This is a genomic window from Arthrobacter glycogeni (assembly GCF_054511155.1).
The window spans coordinates 110,751-125,736 of sequence record NZ_JBTNDE010000010.1; the positions used below are offsets into that span (position 1 = coordinate 110,751).

Sequence of the window (14,986 nt, forward strand, 5' to 3'; positions counted from 1 at the left end):
TGCCGATCATTGAGGCCTCTGATTGCATGTGCAGTCGGGGGCCTTCTTCGATTGCACGAGGTGAGACTTCCTAAGATTTCAGGAGCAACACATTAGCGAGCCAAGAATCAATGATCGTATCCGCGTCCCTGAGGTGCGGTTGGTAGGACCTGCGGGCGAACAGGTAGGCATCGTCCGTATTGAGGATGCTCTCCGTCTTGCCTCCGAGTCAGACCTTGATCTTGTTGAGGTTGCACCGCAGGCCAAGCCTCCGGTAGCCAAGCTGATGGATTTTGGCAAATACAAGTATGAAGCCGCTGTGAAGGCTCGTGAGGCGCGCAAGAATCAGACGAACACGGTTCTCAAGGAGATCCGGTTCCGCCTGAAGATTGACACTCACGACTACGAGACCAAGCGTGGACATGCGATGCGCTTCCTGGGTGCCGGTGACAAGGTCAAGGCCATGATCCAGTTCCGCGGACGTGAGCAGCAGCGACCCGAGATGGGCATCCGCCTGCTGCAAAAGTTTGCCGAAGACGTTGCCGAGGTCGGCATCGTGGAGTCAACTCCACGCATCGACGGGCGCAACATGGTCATGGTTATCGGACCGGTCAAGAACAAGGCCGAGGCCAAGGCTGAGGCGCGACGCGCCACCCAGCGTGCCGACGCCAAGGCCGCGAACGAGGCAGTGAAGGCTGGTACCGAGAAGCTCGACACCACCCCGGACAAGGCGCCCATGACGCAGAGCCTCGCGGACCTGCTCCCTGATGGCTACTCGACCACGGCTTCCCAGGAGGCAGCCGAAAAGGCTGCCGCGCAGGAAGTGATTGCGGCCGAAGTTGCAGCGAAGGAAGCTGCGGCACAGCAAATCGTCGACCGTGAGAAGGCCGTTCAGGACAAGGCCGATCAGGAAGCCGCAGCAGCTGAAGCCGCCCAGGCAGCCAAGGCTGCCGAGAAAGCTGCGGCCGAGGCGCCCAAGACTCCGGCTAAGGCACCCGCCAAGGCAACGGAGAAGCAGGCAGCGGAGAAGCCAGTAGCGGTTGCAAAGCCGGTCGCGGCGCCGAAGCCCGTGGCAGCTCCTAAGCCGACGGCCATGCCGAAGCCCGCAACACCAAAACCTGCCAGCAAGGCGGCTCCCCGGAGCGCGCCGAGCCGGCCTAAGCCAAGCACCTCCGACTAGGGTTCACCCCCGTCGGAGCCGCCAGGCGCCCGAATAAGCCCGCAGGCACCCCCGCGGGTGCCGCACGAGCCACCTGCAATCGTGGGTGGAAACCAAAGGAGATCGGTTCTCATGCCGAAGATGAAGACCCACAGCGGTGTCAAGAAGCGCTTCAAGCTGACCGGAAGCGGCAAGCTCAAACGCCAGCAGGCCAACCGCCGCCACTACCTGGAGCACAAGCCCTCCACGCTGACTCGCCGTCTCGGTAGCGACAAGATTGTTTCGAAGGCCGATACCAAGGTCATCAAAAAGATGCTCGGCATCTAACTCACCCAAACCACTTAACCGGGGCTACGCCAGTCAACTGCTCACAGCAGGACGGTGTGACACTACAATCCGGTAGATCTACTGAAGGAGTACGCACGTGGCACGTGTGAAGCGGGCGGTAAACGCCCACAAGAAGCGTCGGGTAATTCTCGAGCGGGCGAAGGGCTACCGCGGGCAGCGTTCACGCCTGTACCGCAAGGCTAAAGAACAGCTGCTGCACTCATTTGTCTACAGCTACGGCGACCGCCGCAAGCGCAAGGGTGACTTCCGTCGCCTCTGGATCCAGCGCATCAACGCCGCATCCCGCGCCAACGGCCTGACCTACAACCGTTTGATTCAGGGCCTGAAGGCCGCTGAGATTCAGGTTGACCGCCGGATGCTGGCCGAGCTTGCAGTTTCCGATGCCAATGCGTTCTCCGCGCTGGTACAGATTGCCAAGAACTCCCTGCCTGCCGACACCTCGGCTCCGGCCGGCGCTCAGTCAACAGCTGCCAAGACACCAGCGAAGGCATAACCCTCTCCGTTTTCCGGCCTGACCGGATTACTGGGAACATCAGTACATGAATAACACCGGACGCCCTGCGGCACCCCCCATGACCAACCCCCGAGCTGATCGGGTGAAGGAAGTGGCACGGCTCGCAGGGCGTCCGGCTCGTTTAAGGCAGGGCCGGTTCCTCGCCGAGGGCCCGCAGTCCGTCCGTGAGGCGTTGACCCTGCATTCAGCCCGCCGGGCTGTCGGCGCGCCAGCAGTGATCGAGGAGCTCTTCATCACCGAGGAGTGCCTTGAACGCCACGCGGAGCTCGGCCTGTTCGAAAATCAGCCGGCACCGCGGCTCGTCACGGAGGAAGTCCTGGCCGAAATGTCCTCCACCGTGACCCCGCAGGGCGTGATCGCGGTGTGCGCCTTCGTCGATGTGTCGCTCGACGCAGTACTCGCCGATGAGCCCCGGCTGGTCGCGGTGATGGTTGAAGTGCGCGATCCCGGCAACGCCGGGACCATCCTGCGGGCCGCCGACTCTGCGGGCGCCGACGCGGTGGTGCTGACGTCGTCGAGCGTTGACCTGTACAACCCGAAGGCTGTCCGGTCCACCGTCGGTTCGCTGTTCCACCTGCCCGTGGTCCTGGGCGCTGACCTAGATCTGGTCCTCTCATCCTTGCGGGACCGCGGCATCACGGTGCTGGCAGCCGACGGGTATGGCGACGTCGACCTCGATGTTCTGCAGGAGGAGAGCGCGCGACGCCGGTTGGCGCCGGCATCAGCCGACACCACCGAGGTGAAGGAAGCGCAGCTCGAGGCACCGACGGCGTGGCTCTTCGGCAACGAAGCACAGGGGCTGCCCGACGTCGTCCTCAAGGGCGCCGACCACCGGGTGGCCGTACCGATCTATGGGCGGGCCGAGAGCCTCAATGTGGGGACTGCGGCGACCGTCTGCCTCTACGCCTCAGCGCGGGCGCAGCGCCTCAGCTGACGGTGACCCGTTCGGGCGCTCGAACAGCCTCGGAGCGACGGTCCATGCGCCCACTGACCAGCGCGACGGCGAGGCCGACGACAGCCAACACCGCACCGACAAGAGCCGGGGCCGTGTAGCCCCAGCCGGCGGCAATCACTACGCCGCCGAGGAACGCGCCCAGGGCGTTAGCAATGTTCAGGGCCGCGTGGTTCAGGGACGAGGCGAGCGACGGCGCATCCGGGGAGACGTCGAGCAGGCGCACCTGGAGCGAGGGGATCAGCATGGCACCGATCGCTCCGACCAGGAACACGAACAGCAGCGCGGTTGGCGCCCACTGGACGGCGAACGAGAACGCCACCAGCGCCACGGCAATCACGCCCATCACCCAGTAGATGGTGCCCATCACCGAAATGTCGGCCAGGCGGCCACCGACAATGTTTCCGGTCACCATACCGAGCCCGTAGAGGGCGACGACGAAGGGCAGGGTGGTCTCGGGGAGTCCTGTCACTTCGGTCATGGTCGGGGAGATGTAGGAGTAGACGGCAAAGAAGCCACCGAAGCCGACAGTCCCGATAAGCAGCGTCATCCAGACCTGGCCGCGCTGCAGCGCACCGAGCTCCCGCCGGATACTGGCGTTCTGCAGGACCTTCTGGTGTGGGACGCTGCGGGAAATCATCCAGATCGTGACCAGTCCGATGACGCCGACCAGCAGGAACATGGTCCGCCAGCCGAACATCTGACCCAGCCAGGTGGCAAACGGGACTCCGATGACGTTGGCGATGCTGAGCCCCAGCATCACCATGGCGACGGCGTGCGCGCGGCGTGTCGGGGCGGATAGGGAGGCGGCGATGACCGCGGCGATACCAAAGTAGGCGCCATGCGGCAGGCCCGACATGAGGCGGGAGAACAGGAGCCAGCCGTAGTCAGCGGCGAAGTAGGAGGACAAGTTGCCAACGGTGAACAGCATCATCAGGCCGAGCGCCATCCCCTTGCGGGGGAGCCGGGCGCCGAGCGCTGCAAGGAGTGGAGCGCCGACGACGACGCCGATCGCGTAGGCCGAGATCACGTGTCCACCCTCGGGAATGGAAATATTGAGATCGCCCACCATCTCCTGCAGAAGTCCCATGATGGCGAACTCAGTGGTGCCGATGCCGAAGCCGCCCATCGCGAGGGCGATGATGGCAAAGTTCAGCTGACGTGGAGTCAGGGCGGTGCTTCGGGCGTCAGACATGGAACTCGTTTCGGCGGCTGGGGGTGGTGTGGGGGCATGCGTCTGTTAGGCGCAACGCAGCGACGCCGTTGTCTATTTCAACTGTAGCGCCGTAGGCTCCGTCGGCGCCTGTTGTGCTGTCCCTCGCGTCGGTCCTCCCAGTACTCGATGTATAGGGAAGAGGATGCCGATCCGCCTGCCCCGGTGTGCCAGGTTGGCAGCACCACGCTCAAGTACCAGTTGCGGGCGATCGAGGATCTTGTCGCCTGGCTGTCCGCTCAGGACGGATGGGTTCCGCTTGGCGCTGCCGATGATAGCAAGCCGGCGCCCAACGGGTCGGTCGAGGCGTGGGGCCGGTCCGAAGGCAACCCGGTGGCCGGCTGGTACGGCCTCCGGAAGGGCTACCGAGGACGGTTCGGGATGTACCTGCCGCCAATCCCTGAAGAGTTGGGGTTGGTAGAACTCACCCATGACAAGCGGAACAACCAGCTGCGAGCCCGGTAGGAGTGGTTCGACGTGAGGCACCCGCCCGCTACACTCGGTTCGTGCCTGCTGAGAAGTTACCGCGCCAGATTGTCGGCGCCGCGATTGTTGATTCGCTCGACCATCCCACCTGGCTGCTCGCTGCCCGCCGGACCACTCCCGAGCAGTTTGCCGGGATGTGGGAATTCCCCGGTGGGAAAGTCGAGGCGGGGGAGTCGGATACCGAGGCCCTGCATCGTGAGCTGCTTGAGGAGCTCGGGGTGACAGTGGTGCTGGGCGCCGAAGTGGGAGGACCTCTTCCTAGCGGTTGGCCCCTAAACGAGGGTGCCATCATGCGGGTGTGGCTCGCCGAGGTGACCACGGGCGAGCCGAGGCCGCTGGAGGATCATGACCTCCTCACCTGGGTTCCCCTCGCTGGTTCACCCGCACTGGTGGACCTCGCGTGGATCCCGGCGGATCGTCCCATTGTTGACGCACTGCTGGCCCTGGTTGCTGCGCCGCTCTAGAACAGTGTCGGCTCCGGGCCGGCTGCCAGTGATGGTGAGGATGCCCCTACCGGGGGACTGCCGCCGCCGTCGTTGGACACCCCCGGTTCGAGCTCTCTGAAAAACTGGGCCCCGGAGGTGAACCCATGGTTGGCCCGGTGGTGCCGGATACGGCCGGACAGCCAGGTCCGGTACTCCTTCGACGCGTAACTTCCGCCGCGGTAGAGCCGCTGATAGCGCCCCACCAGCGCAGGGTGATTGGCGGCCAACCAATCCATATACCACTCGCGGGCGCCGGGACGCAGATGTAGTGCGCCCGCCGAAACGCCCGTCGCACCGGCAGTTGCCAGCGCACCAAACAAGGCATCCAATGACTCGTCGCTGTCCGTCAACCAGGGCAGGATCGGCATGGCCAGGACGCCGCAGGGAAGGCCCGCGTCCCGCAATCGGCTGACCAGCTCCAGCCGGGCCTTGGGGCTCGGGGTGCCAGGCTCCACCGCATGGGCCAACACTGGATCGATGATCGCCAGGGAGATGCCCATCCCGATCTGCACTGCGGAGGATGCTTTTTGCAGCAACGGGATGTCCCGTGCCAACAGCGTGCCCTTGGTGAGGATGGAAAACGGGGTTCCGGAATCGGCCAAAGCGGAGATGATGGCGGGCATCAACCGGTAGCGACCTTCGGCCCGCTGATACGGGTCGGTGTTGGTGCCCATGGCCACGTGCTCACGCCGCCACGACCGGCGGGATACTTCGCGGCGTACCACTTCTCCGGCATTCGTCTTCACCACCAGCTGCGAATCAAAGTCCAGTCCGGTGTCCAGGTTCAGGTAGCTGTGGGTCTTCCGGGCGAAGCAGTAGACGCAGGCGTGCGAGCATCCCCGGTAGGGGTTGATGGTCCAGTGGAACGGCATGCTTGAGTCGCCGGGCACCTTATTGAGTACCGATTTGGCCAGCACCTCATGGAAGGTGATGCCAGCGAATTCGGGCGTCCTCACGGTGCGGACCAGCCCGCTGAGGGGGAGTAGCGCCTCCTGCGGACCGGGCGCCGTCGTCGTCGTACTTTGACCAACCCATCTCATGAATACAGTAGAACACATCTTCGAACTTATTCGAAGGAAGTCGCGGCTATTAGGCTTGAGCCACGCTCAGTCATCTCCCCGAAAGGACTCCATGCCGCTCGACGTCGAAAGTCTGCGTTCCCACTTCCCCTCCCTGTCCTCGGGGATCGCCCACTTCGACGGTCCGGGCGGAACCCAGACGCCCAGCATCGTCGGACAGGCCATCGCCGACACCCTGACCAGCCCGCTATCCATCAGGGGGACCTCGGTCGCATCCGAACGGAACGCTGACGCGGCCGTGCTCGGATTCCGGTCGGCCCTGGCGGATTTCCTCAACGCGGATCCGCTCGGAATTGTCTACGGCCGCAGTGCCACGCAGCTCACCTATGATTTCGCCAGGCACCTCAGCGCCGGGTGGGGGCCGGGCGACGAGGTGATCGTGACCCGCCTTGATCATGACTGCAACATCCGACCATGGGTCCAGGCTGCCGAGCGTCAGGGTGTGACAGTCCGGTGGATGGGTTTCGATCCAGCCACCTCCGAGCTTGACCTCGACGAACTGGCGGCTGCCCTGAGCCCCCAAACCCGGCTGGTCGCCGTCACCGCAGCGTCCAACCTCCTCGGCACCATGCCCGACATTCCGGCGATCGCGACGCTGGTGCACGACGCCGGGGCCCTCCTGTACATCGACGGGGTCCACTACGCAGCCCATGCCAGCGTCGATGTGAAGGCGCTCGGAGCAGACTTTTTCGTCTGCTCGCCCTACAAATTCCTCGGACCGCACTGCGGCGTCCTCGCCGCAGAGCCGGCGCTGCTGGAGACGTTCACCCCGGATAAGCTGCTACCCTCCACCAACGCCGTGCCCGAACGTTTCGAACTCGGGACCTTGCCGTACGAGATCATGGCCGGCGCGACGGCGGCAGTGGACTTCATCGCCTCACTGGGCACCAGCGACGGGTCGCGCCGGCGCCGTCTCGTAGCCGCCCACTCCGACATCGGGCAGCACGAGTCGTTCCTCCTGCACCTCCTTGAGGCTGCGCTCGCGGATTTGCCGGCGGTGACGGTCCACTCCCGCGCCGCCGCCCGGACCTCAACCCTGTTGCTCACCGTCGACGGCCACCCCGCCGTCGACGTGAGCCGGTTCCTCGCCGCACGGGACATCCTGGTGCCAGCCAGCAACTTCTACGCCATCGAAGCAGCGGGCGTGCTGGGGTTGGGGGAGGCTGGCGGATTACGAGTGGGGCTGGCGCCCTACACGAACCTCGACGAGGTACAGCGGTTGATTGAAGGGCTGAAGGCGTGCCTCGCGTGACCCGCCCGGCCTTCCGACCCAGAAGAGTGGCCCACCCGCAGGCTAGCTGTGGGGCAACCACTCAGGTGCGGCTCCGCCACTCATCTGGGACGGCGCCTAGGCTTGACCCATGATCCTCCTCACCGGATTCCAGCCGTTCGGCGGCGAAGCGAGCAACCCGTCGTGGCAGGCGGCCGAGCGGGCCGCCGCACACCTGAGCCAGTCCGGCGTCGAAGCGGTCGCCGTCGAACTGCCCTGTGCCTTCGGCGAAAGCATCGCGACCCTGCGCGCCGCAGTTCAGCTGCATCGCCCCGCCCTGGTGCTGTGCGTGGGGCAGGCGGGCGGACGGTCAAGGATCTCCCTCGAGCGGGTAGCGATCAACATCGACGACGCCCGGATCCCCGACAACTCAGGCAACCAGCCCATCGACACCCCGGTCCGGGCCGACGGTCCCGCCGCCTACTTCTCCACCCTGCCCATCAAACAGGCACTGCAGGACCTGACGGACTCGGGCATCGCCGCCGAGATCTCCCAAACCGCCGGCACCTACGTCTGCAACCACGTGTTCTACGGGCTGATGGACCTGCTGGCGACGACCCCCGACGGCGGCGCCCGCGGCGGGTTCATCCACGTCCCCTACTCGTCGGACCAGGCCGACGCCCACGGGGCACCCGGCATGCCCGTCGCCGACATGGCGGCCGCACTCCGCCAGATCGCGCTCACCAGCCAGCGGACGACGTCGGATCTTCGGCTGGCAGCGGGCGCCGAACACTAGGATTCTCGTCATCGCGCGTGCATCAGAAGGTAGGTGCGGACGAATGCCGTGACACGAAAAAAGCGCCGTTAGCCCTCAAAAGGAACGCCCAAATCTATGGAAATCGAACACAATTTCGAATAAAATTGGGTATAAGCATCACCCACCTGGATTCTGAACCTCGACCAGCCGAAGCGGTGTCGTCCCTGCACAGAAATCTCCTCGCGTTGGCCGGGAATTTTACGGGCAGGTCGTGCCTTATGAGCACGCTTGAGCTGGCCAATACCGTCGCTGCTGTAGAGGAGCTCTCCCGGGCAGTGGAGTACCTGCAGATTCTCGGAGCACATGCCGTGGACCAGCAGAATATCGCGGCGACGGGGGAGTCCGGCCAAACAATCAGGTGGAGCATGCCTGGTGTGGAGGGTGGCTCCCCGCGGGGCGAGTTTCGGGATACGGCCGAATATTTGCGGGCAAGGCTGCTGATCGGACGGTCTGAAGCGCGCCGAAGGCTCCGGCTCGCGGCAACCGTCGTGCCTCCCAGGTTCCTCAACGGCTCAAGTGGTACGCCGCGGCTGCAACATCTCAGCACAGCGATGGCCGCCGGTGAGGTCGGAGGGCGGGCGGCCGCGCTGATTAGCGATAGTGTCGAGCGGGTGCGTCCGGCTGCCACCACACCGCAGGCGCGTGGAATGCTGGTGGCCATGGAGCAGGCCTTGACCTCGCAGGCCGCTGAGTCAGACACAGACGTCCTGGCAGTGGTGGCCCGGCACTGGGAAGCAGCGATTGACCAGGACGGAAACGAACCCAGCGACGAGCTGTTGAAAAGTCGGCAGGGGGTATTTCTCCGCGGGCTGCGCAACGGACTGCACCGGTTGGAGATCACTGCCACTGAAGGACAGTTCGAGGTTCTCTCCACTGTCATGAACACAGCCACCAATCCCCGGATAGCAACGAATCGCCAGCAGGGCGCGGATCAAACGCAGGACTCGGTACCGCCGCGCGTCGGCGTCGGCGTCGGCGGCGCGGTGCTGGATCCAGACGCCGAGCCCATCGTCGATTGGCGGACCCGGGCACAACAACTGCTTGACGGCCTGGTTGGCGCCTGTCGGATTGCGCTGGCAACAACCAAACTGCTCGCTACCGGCGGCCATCGGCCTCAGGTGATGGTGACCATAGGCTTCGAGGAACTAGCGGGGAGGGTCAACGGAACCGGTCATGCTGTGTTTGCCGGGCCAGTCAGTCCCGCTACCGTCCGCCGAATTGCCTGCGACGCGGACATCGTCCCGATGGTGCTGGGTGGAAAGGGCGAAATCCTCGACGTCGGTAGGGTCAAGAGGTTCTTCGGACCGGGCCTCCGCAGAGGGCTGGTCGCACGTGACAAAGGCTGCGGATTCCCGGACTGCACCATCCCGGCGGTGTGGTGCGAAGCCCACCACATCATTCCCTGGTATGCCAAGGGTCGAACCTCCATCGACAACGGCGTGCTTCTATGCGGCTTTCATCATGATCTGGTCGAGCAGGGTAATTGGGAGATCAAAATGCGTCAGGGCAGTCCCTGGTTCATTCCCCCGCCCTACCTAGATCCCGGTCGGAAGCCGCGGCGCAACCGCTACCGCCATGTCAGCATCACGCAGATGACGGCACACGCCCGGTTCCGGGACCCCTGGGCCGGTGATTAAGGACCGCCCTTGCCCTGGTAACACGAGCTGTCGAGGCGAGATGCTGCGCAAGGTGTCGGTCCCGCATCACAAGTTCTTTTATTCAGCAGGCTCGATGCGCCAGCTCACTGTCACGCTGCAGACGACGGCGGCCTCGCCGGGAGTAACCGGCATTGACGAATCCTCGGCCATCATGGTGCGCATCCCGGGGCGGGGTGCAGCCCCCGCCTCTTCGGTAATAGTTTCCACGCCACCGAGAGTGCACCCAGCCAGGTTGGCCCACCGTTGAGCCCGGTCACGTGCATCCCGCCACGCAGCGTCCTGGGCCAGGGTGGCCCTGTCCGCTGGATCGGAGAACCCGAAGGCCAGGGAGGTGATGCGGGCGTCGTCGCCGCCGGCGTGCACCACGGCGTCGAGGACCGCCGAGGCGGACGCGAGGTCGTCGATCGTCACCGTGAGGTCCTGCGAGGCAACGTAGCCGGACACTTTCTGCTCCTGGTTCTCGCCCCAGTGAATGTCAGCCCGCAACCCAATCTGGCGGGTGGCCCGAGTCAAAGAGGGGAAGGCCAAAGCGTCGAGGGCGTCAAACACCCGCGACGCTGCGTCTGCGGCCCGCAGATAGGCGTGCGGGGCCGTGGGTCGGCGTACCTCCACGCCGACGTCGAGGTGGAGTCGGTCGGGTACACCACTGACCGAGCCTGTACCGGTAACCGTGATGGTTGGAACGTCGGGGCTGGACGTCATGATGGTCTCCTTTTCGCGAAGACGGCGGAAAGTGATGTGGCAAGCGGCCGCACGGGCCGCTGAACATAGCCGCCATCGGCCAATCCCGCCCGGCGTTCAAAAGTATTCGCTGACGCGGGATCGCCGGTACGCAGGAGAGAAAAAGCCGCCGCCCCGAAGTAGAGGGGGAGGAAGGGTAAACCCAGGCACGCCGCATACTGGGTGCTGTGCCGGGATTCATGGGCCAGCAGTGCTGGGCGGGGTGTCCCCTCCGAAGCCGACGCGCGGAACAGAATCACGTTCCCCACCGTGAAGGCGCTCGCGACCGGCAAGGTGCCGGTGTAGCCGAAGGCCAAAAGTAGACCGGCCGGGCCACTGCGGACCTCGCAGCGCTTCGCTGTCGCAAGGGCAAGCCCCGCCGCCGTGGACAGGTTCATCCAGTTGAGCAGCCATCGCATTCTGTGGGCCGGGACCATGGAAGTCATCCTAGTACGTGGGTCCCGGCCGCCCATTGGGGACTCAGCGCCGGTGTTAGCTAGACTTGCACCGTCTGCCAACGGTCACCGGATCCGCGGTGAAACACCAGTTGCCCACCACCACTGAAGGTATGAACATCCCGATGTCTGACTCCATACAGCCGGGCGGACCCGCCCACGCGACGTCCGCCGTCGTCGACGTTCCTTCGCCACTGGATGCGGAGGCCATCGGCGCGACAGTCGACCGCGCGCTCGCCGACATCGCCGCCGCGGCGGATCTTGACGCGCTCAAGCAGGTCCGGATCGCCCATACCGGTGATAAATCTCCGCTCAGCCTGGCGAACCGGGGCATCGGCGCCCTCGCCAAGGAGGAAAAGGCAGCTGCGGGCAAGAACATCGGCCCGGCCCGCGGCAAGATCAACGCTGCGCTCGCCGCCCGCACCACCGCACTGGAGACCGAACGCGACGCCCGCATCCTGATCGAGGAGGCGGTGGACGTGACGGCCGCGCCGCGCCGTCGTCGTGCTGGGGCTCGCCACCCGCTGTCCACCCTGCAGGAACGGGTCAGCGACATTTTCGTCGGGATGGGCTGGGAGATCGCCGAAGGCCCCGAGCTGGAATCGGAATGGTTCAACTTCGATGCCCTGAACTTCAAGCCGGACCACCCGGCCCGCGACATGCAGGACACCTTCTTCGTGGACCCGCCCGAGGCACACCTGCTGCTCCGCACCCACACCTCGCCCGTCCAGGTGCGCTCCATGCTGGAACGCCCCCTGCCGCTCTACGTGCTGTGCCCCGGCAAGGTGTTCCGCACCGATGAGCTCGATGCCACCCACACGCCCGTGTTCCACCAGTTCGAAGGCCTGGCCATCGACCGGAACCTCAGCATGGCTGACCTCCGCGGCACGCTGGAGCATTTCGCCCGGCTGATGTTCGGCGACGACGCCCAGATCCGGTTGCGACCCAACTTCTTCCCGTTCACCGAACCGTCAGCCGAACTCGACATCTGGCACCCCGGCGCCAAGGGCGGCCCGCAGTGGATCGAGTGGGGCGGCTGCGGCATGGTCCACCCCAACGTGCTGCGTGCGGCGGGCATCGACCCGGAGGAATTTTCCGGGTTCGCCTTCGGTATGGGTATTGAACGCACTCTGATGTTCCGCAACGAGGTCGGCGACATGCGGGACATGATTGAGGGCGATGTACGGTTCAGCGAGCACTTCGGGATGGAGATCTAGGCATGCGTATTCCACTTTCCTGGTTGCGTGAATTCGCACAGGTCCCGGCCGGCGCCACCGCCGAAGACGTAATGGCCGAACTGGTCAAGGTTGGCCTGGAGGAAGAGGCGGTCCACCGTCCGACCGACACCCTGTCCGGCCCCGTCGTCGTCGGCCAGGTCCTCTCCGTCGTCAAGGAACCGCAGACCAACGGCAAAACCATCAACTGGTGCCAGGTCCGCGTGGTCCCCGAAGGTCAGGCCCAGACGCTAACTACCGAGGGCATCGACCCGTCGGGGGTGCAGGGCATCGTCTGCGGCGCCCACAACTTCGTTGAGGGCGACAAGGTGGTGGTCACCCTGCCGGGTGCGGTGCTGCCCGGCGACTTCCGCATCGCCGCGCGCACAACCTACGGCCACGTCTCAGCCGGCATGATCGCGTCGGTGCGCGAACTCGGCATCGGCGACGACCACGACGGCATCCTGGTGCTCGCCACCCTCGGACTGGATCCGGAGGTCGGCTCCGACGCAATGGACCTGCTCGGCCTCTACGACCAGGCCGCCGAAATCAACGTCACCCCGGACCGCAGCTACTGCTTTTCCATCCGCGGTGTCGCCCGCGAGTACGCCCACGCCACCGGGACCACCTTCACCGACCCGGCATCCCAGGTCACAGCGCCTGCAGGAATGTCCGGAGGCTACCCGGTTGCGCTGAGCGACGAGTCGCCGATCTACGGCAAGGCGGGCTGCGACCGATTCGTCGCCCGCACCGTGCACGGCGTTGATGCGACCCGTCCCACGCCGCCGTGGCTGACTTCCCGGCTGCGCCTGGCGGGGATCCGCTCCATCTCCCTGCCCGTCGATATCTCCAACTACGTGATGCTCGAACTGGGTCAGCCCACCCACTGCTACGACCAGGACAAGCTGACCGGTGGCATTGTGGTCCGCCGGGCAACGCCAGGCGAGACGCTGAAGACCCTCGACGATAAGGTTCGCACGCTCGACGACGGGGACCTTCTGATTGCCGATGCGTCGGGCGCCATAGGGATCGCCGGGGTCATGGGCGGCGCCGACACCGAGGTCTCCGACACCACCACCACGGTGCTGATTGAGGCTGCGCATTTCGATGAAGTATCGATCGCTCGCTCACGCCGCCGCCACAAGCTGCCGTCCGAGGCGTCCAAGCGCTTCGAACGCGGGGTGGACTGGCAGGTGGCAGGCATCGCCGCGCAGCGCGTGGTCGACCTTCTGGCCGAGCTCGCCGGTGGCACCGCTGACGACGCCGGAACCGATGTTGGCACCGAGCCCGACGACGTCGTCATCGACCTGCCCGCCGGGTACCCGGCCGGCCGGATCGGAATGGACTTCACCGATGAGCAGATCACCGGTGCCCTGACCGATTTGGGGGCCGTGGTGGAAGCGCACGACGGCGGTCACACCGTCACGGCGCCAAGCTGGCGGCAGGACCTGCAGATCAAGGACGACCTCACCGAGGAGATTGCCCGGCTGGTGGGCTACGACAAGATCCCGTCGCGGCTCCCCGTCGCGCCCCCTGGTAGCGGCCTGTCCCGCGTCCAGGTGCAGCGCCGCCGGGTGCTGCAGGCGCTGGCCGACGCCGGACTCACCGAGGTGCTGTCCTACCCGTTCGTGTCACTGGACAGCAACAACACCTTCGGGTCCGCCGACGCGACGGAGCGACCCTCCGTCAAACTTGCCAACCCGTTGAGCGCCGAACTGGGCTACCTGCGCCGCTCGGTCCTGCCGGGCCTGATCGAGGTCGCGAAGCGAAACCACTCACGCGGGTTCCGCGATCTGGCGCTGTATGAGGCTGGCCTGGTGTTCCTGCCGCAGGAGACGGTCGGTAGCCGGAGCATTCCGGTGCTCGGCGAGCGTCCGTCGGAGGAAACCCTGGACGGCCTCTATGACGGGCTGCCCGATCAGCCGCTGACCATTGCTGCAGTCTTCACCGGCAACGATTCCCCAGCCGGCGCCAACCACCAGCCACGCGCATGGGACTGGGCCGACGCCCTGGACACGGTCCGGCTGATGGCCGACGTCGTCGGCGTGGACCTGGACATTTCCCAGGGCGAGCACCAGGTGTTCCACCCGGGCCGCACCGCCCGCATTGGGCTGCGGACCGGGGAACTGCTCGGCTACGCGGGTGAGTTGCATCCGAAGCTCGTCGCCGCCCATGACCTGCCTCCTCGGACCGTCGCTGTGGAGATCAACGCGGACCTCTTGTTCGACGCCGCGCCGGATGTGATCGTCGCGAAGCACCTCTCGACATTTCCCGCCACCACCCAGGACGTGGCACTGGTGGTCGACGGCGGGCTGCCGGCCGACGTCGTGCTGTCGACCCTGCGCGAGGGTGCGGGGGAGCTCCTCGAAGACGTGCACCTGTTTGATGTGTACGACGGCGCGGGAATCGAGGACGGGCACAAGTCACTTGCCTTCGCCCTGCGGTTCAGGGCGCCGGACCGGACCCTGACCGCCGAGGAGGCTAGCGTCGCCCGCGACGCGGCAGTCCACCTGGCCGCCGAGCGCCACGGCGCCGTTCAGCGCTAAACCTGGGGGCGAAGGCCGTGCACGTCTGCCCAGGTACTCCGGCCCAAAGTGCAGAACCGGGGTGTGTTGGGGGCAACACGACGCGGGTCAGCCGAGAGGGGGGGGAAAACTGCACGGGGCTCAGGGAACAGTAGTACTTTCCCGGTGGTTT

General features: G+C 65.5%; 15 protein-coding genes. 11 read left to right on the forward strand and 4 right to left on the reverse strand.

The features are described from left to right. The first annotated feature begins 133 nt into the window (after positions 1–133). The 4 genes from infC to ACX80O_RS08895 all read left to right on the forward strand — a co-directional run bounded on the left by infC (position 134) and on the right by ACX80O_RS08895 (position 2,934). Positions 134–1,159, forward strand: coding sequence for a translation initiation factor IF-3 (gene infC / locus ACX80O_RS08880; protein WP_459333221.1), 1,026 nt, complete (start codon positions 134–136; stop codon positions 1,157–1,159). Between the two features lie 111 nt (positions 1,160–1,270). After that, positions 1,271–1,465: a 50S ribosomal protein L35 gene (gene rpmI / locus ACX80O_RS08885; protein ID WP_019483418.1), complete on the forward strand. Its 195-nt coding sequence runs from the start codon at positions 1,271–1,273 to the stop codon at positions 1,463–1,465. A 97-nt stretch (positions 1,466–1,562) separates the two neighbouring features. Further along, positions 1,563–1,979 carry a 50S ribosomal protein L20 gene (rplT, locus tag ACX80O_RS08890; RefSeq protein ID WP_459307931.1) on the forward strand — a complete coding sequence of 139 codons (417 nt, stop codon included), beginning with the start codon at positions 1,563–1,565 and terminating at the stop codon, positions 1,977–1,979. Positions 1,980–2,025: 46 nt separating this feature from the next. Further along, positions 2,026–2,934, forward strand: coding sequence for a TrmH family RNA methyltransferase (locus ACX80O_RS08895; RefSeq protein WP_459333222.1), 909 nt, complete (start codon positions 2,026–2,028; stop codon positions 2,932–2,934). Here ACX80O_RS08895 and ACX80O_RS08900 read toward each other — a convergent pair. Then, on the reverse strand, positions 2,927–4,147 hold the full coding sequence (locus ACX80O_RS08900; protein WP_459333223.1) for an MFS transporter: 1,221 nt from the start codon (positions 4,145–4,147) through the stop codon (positions 2,927–2,929). The genes ACX80O_RS08895 and ACX80O_RS08900 overlap by 8 nt on opposite strands. A gap of 147 nt (positions 4,148–4,294) precedes the next feature. On the opposite strand from ACX80O_RS08900, the gene ACX80O_RS08905 reads away from it, so the two are divergent. Both ACX80O_RS08905 and ACX80O_RS08910 read left to right on the forward strand, forming a co-directional pair. Continuing rightward, a complete protein-coding gene (locus tag ACX80O_RS08905) occupies positions 4,295–4,630 on the forward strand; it encodes a DUF6855 family protein (protein ID WP_459333224.1) in 336 nt (111 codons plus the stop codon). A 41-nt stretch (positions 4,631–4,671) separates the two neighbouring features. Beyond that, complete coding sequence (locus ACX80O_RS08910) at positions 4,672–5,115, forward strand: (deoxy)nucleoside triphosphate pyrophosphohydrolase (RefSeq protein ID WP_459307927.1); 444 nt, start codon at positions 4,672–4,674, stop codon at positions 5,113–5,115. On the opposite strand, the gene ACX80O_RS08915 is transcribed toward ACX80O_RS08910, so the two are convergent. Beyond that, positions 5,112–6,176 carry an Rv2578c family radical SAM protein gene (locus ACX80O_RS08915; protein WP_459307926.1) on the reverse strand — a complete coding sequence of 355 codons (1,065 nt, stop codon included), beginning with the start codon at positions 6,174–6,176 and terminating at the stop codon, positions 5,112–5,114. The two genes, ACX80O_RS08910 and ACX80O_RS08915, sit on opposite strands and share 4 nt — an antisense overlap. Before the next feature lie 91 nt (positions 6,177–6,267). On the opposite strand from ACX80O_RS08915, the gene ACX80O_RS08920 reads away from it, so the two are divergent. The 3 genes from ACX80O_RS08920 (at position 6,268) to ACX80O_RS08930 (ending at position 9,879) form a co-directional block, all read left to right on the forward strand. Beyond that, positions 6,268–7,467: a cysteine desulfurase-like protein gene (locus ACX80O_RS08920; RefSeq protein WP_459333225.1), complete on the forward strand. Its 1,200-nt coding sequence runs from the start codon at positions 6,268–6,270 to the stop codon at positions 7,465–7,467. Between the two features lie 109 nt (positions 7,468–7,576). After that, on the forward strand, positions 7,577–8,221 hold the full coding sequence (gene pcp / locus ACX80O_RS08925) for a pyroglutamyl-peptidase I (protein WP_459307924.1): 645 nt from the start codon (positions 7,577–7,579) through the stop codon (positions 8,219–8,221). 239 nt (positions 8,222–8,460) lie between these two features. Next, positions 8,461–9,879, forward strand: a complete 1,419-nt coding sequence (locus ACX80O_RS08930) for an HNH endonuclease signature motif containing protein (RefSeq protein WP_459333226.1) — start codon at positions 8,461–8,463, stop codon at positions 9,877–9,879. Positions 9,880–9,957: 78 nt separating this feature from the next. Here ACX80O_RS08930 and ACX80O_RS08935 read toward each other — a convergent pair whose 3' ends face one another. Together ACX80O_RS08935 and ACX80O_RS08940 are read right to left on the reverse strand one after the other, a co-directional pair. Continuing rightward, positions 9,958–10,602: an SIMPL domain-containing protein gene (locus tag ACX80O_RS08935; protein WP_459333227.1), complete on the reverse strand. Its 645-nt coding sequence runs from the start codon at positions 10,600–10,602 to the stop codon at positions 9,958–9,960. Continuing rightward, positions 10,599–11,066 (reverse strand): eCIS core domain-containing protein, encoded by a 468-nt coding sequence (locus tag ACX80O_RS08940; protein WP_459333228.1) that lies wholly within the window; start codon positions 11,064–11,066, stop codon positions 10,599–10,601. The genes ACX80O_RS08935 and ACX80O_RS08940 overlap by 4 nt, the downstream gene beginning before the upstream one ends. A gap of 134 nt (positions 11,067–11,200) precedes the next feature. Here ACX80O_RS08940 and pheS point away from each other — a divergent pair, with 134 nt between their 5' ends. Together pheS and pheT are read left to right on the forward strand one after the other, a co-directional pair. Further along, complete coding sequence (gene pheS / locus ACX80O_RS08945) at positions 11,201–12,292, forward strand: phenylalanine--tRNA ligase subunit alpha (RefSeq protein WP_459307921.1); 1,092 nt, start codon at positions 11,201–11,203, stop codon at positions 12,290–12,292. Between the two features lie 2 nt (positions 12,293–12,294). Beyond that, a complete protein-coding gene (gene pheT, locus ACX80O_RS08950; protein ID WP_459333229.1) occupies positions 12,295–14,835 on the forward strand; it encodes a phenylalanine--tRNA ligase subunit beta in 2,541 nt (846 codons plus the stop codon). The last annotated feature ends 151 nt before the right edge of the window (positions 14,836–14,986 follow it).

Bases quoted from the DNA above. Each gene is read 5' to 3' on its own strand.
- rpmI (WP_019483418.1), top strand. From the start codon at position 1,271: ATGCCGAAGATGAAGACCCACAGCGGTGTCAAGAAGCGCTTCAAGCTG.
- ACX80O_RS08895 (WP_459333222.1), top strand. From the start codon at position 2,026: ATGAATAACACCGGACGCCCTGCGGCACCCCCCATGACCAACCCCCGA.
- ACX80O_RS08900 (WP_459333223.1), bottom strand. From the start codon at position 4,147: ATGTCTGACGCCCGAAGCACCGCCCTGACTCCACGTCAGCTGAACTTT.
- ACX80O_RS08905 (WP_459333224.1), top strand. From the start codon at position 4,295: ATGTATAGGGAAGAGGATGCCGATCCGCCTGCCCCGGTGTGCCAGGTT.
- ACX80O_RS08915 (WP_459307926.1), bottom strand. From the start codon at position 6,176: ATGAGATGGGTTGGTCAAAGTACGACGACGACGGCGCCCGGTCCGCAG.
- ACX80O_RS08920 (WP_459333225.1), top strand. From the start codon at position 6,268: ATGCCGCTCGACGTCGAAAGTCTGCGTTCCCACTTCCCCTCCCTGTCC.
- pcp (WP_459307924.1), top strand. From the start codon at position 7,577: ATGATCCTCCTCACCGGATTCCAGCCGTTCGGCGGCGAAGCGAGCAAC.
- ACX80O_RS08930 (WP_459333226.1), top strand. From the start codon at position 8,461: ATGAGCACGCTTGAGCTGGCCAATACCGTCGCTGCTGTAGAGGAGCTC.
- ACX80O_RS08935 (WP_459333227.1), bottom strand. From the start codon at position 10,602: ATGACGTCCAGCCCCGACGTTCCAACCATCACGGTTACCGGTACAGGC.
- ACX80O_RS08940 (WP_459333228.1), bottom strand. From the start codon at position 11,066: ATGACTTCCATGGTCCCGGCCCACAGAATGCGATGGCTGCTCAACTGG.
- pheS (WP_459307921.1), top strand. From the start codon at position 11,201: ATGTCTGACTCCATACAGCCGGGCGGACCCGCCCACGCGACGTCCGCC.
- pheT (WP_459333229.1), top strand. From the start codon at position 12,295: ATGCGTATTCCACTTTCCTGGTTGCGTGAATTCGCACAGGTCCCGGCC.